The sequence below is a fragment of the Rhizobium sp. PEPV16 genome (assembly GCF_008919455.1).
Taxonomy (GTDB): domain Bacteria; phylum Pseudomonadota; class Alphaproteobacteria; order Rhizobiales; family Rhizobiaceae; genus Rhizobium; species Rhizobium leguminosarum_Q.
In genome coordinates this window covers 1-957 of record NZ_VSZV01000028.1, presented here as the reverse complement: position 1 = coordinate 957, position 957 = coordinate 1, and the positions used below count along the sequence as shown (strand labels likewise).

The 957-nt window shown below is 63.5% G+C and carries 1 protein-coding gene and 1 pseudogene; both read right to left on the bottom strand.

What is annotated here, in order from left to right; all coding sequences use genetic code 11:
• Positions 1-103: pseudogene (locus FY112_RS00195) on the bottom strand (flavin reductase); the annotation flags it as partial.
• Positions 100-945 (bottom strand): alpha/beta fold hydrolase, encoded by an 846-nt coding sequence (locus FY112_RS00190; RefSeq protein ID WP_151517336.1) that lies wholly within the window; start codon positions 943-945, stop codon positions 100-102. The pseudogene FY112_RS00195 and the gene FY112_RS00190, both read right to left, overlap by 4 nt.
• Positions 946-957: the final 12 nt, after the last annotated feature.

Below are 957 nucleotides of genomic sequence, written 5' to 3'. Positions count from 1 at the left end.
TCGGATGTCCTTCCCCGTCACAGGCGGTGACGACAGTCACCCCGGTCGGAAAAGCCCCGAATGCATCTCGCAGTGCTCTTGGGTCGACAGTCTGGATTGTCATCGTTCATCCTCCCCGAACGATAGCCACTCAGCGAGCAGCGAATTGACGATATCAGGTGCGGTCAGGTTCACCATATGGCGATGACCTTCGACGATGCGGGCGTAGCCCCGCGGCGCAAGCTCTGCCATTTGCGTTGCCATCAGGGGCGTCGAGTTCGGATCATCGGACCCCGTCAGAAACAGGGCCGGACCAGCGACGTCTGTCCAGCCGTCAGCATAGGTCTCGTCTCCTCCCGCGAAAGCGGCGTAAGCGACGGCATATCCCTGGGGATCGACGAGGTTCAGCCATTTTCGCGTCAATTCACGCGCAGTGACGCTGTCCGCATCTTCGCCGAACCAGCGGGCCAGCGGACCTTCCTTGTCGACGCCCGCTAGAGGAATGGCCGCGGCGCGCGCAAGGACGGCGGCCTTTGCTTCAGGGTCACGCCTGTAGACGCCGTTGAGGTAAGCGACGCGGCTGATCCGCTCGCCAAAGGTCGCGGCTGCCCCTCCTGAAACCAGTGCGCCCATCGAGTGCCCGGCAACATTTGCCGTTTCGATTGCGATCTCGTCGAGAAAGCGTCCGAACCAGGCGACGAACTCCTCGAGCCGACTGCCCGCCGGCAGCTGTGCGCTCTCCCCATGTCCCGGCATATCGACGGCGATAATGCGATGGCCCGCAGACAGAAATGCGATCTGCGGCGCCCAGGCCTCGAGCCGCATGCCGACGCCATGAATGAGAACCAGCGGCTCACCGCTGCCGGCCTCGTGATAGGCCGTTCCGCTTGCCGTCGTCTTTCGGGGCAAGGCACCGGCGGCGTTTGTTGCTGCAGCGGTGCGTGTCGTCGATCCGGCTGTCAGCATCTCAGAGCCGCT

Excerpts from the sequence above, each read along its gene's own strand:
- FY112_RS00190 (WP_151517336.1), bottom strand. The coding sequence starts at position 945 with ATGCTGACAGCCGGATCGACGACACGCACCGCTGCAGCAACAAACGCC.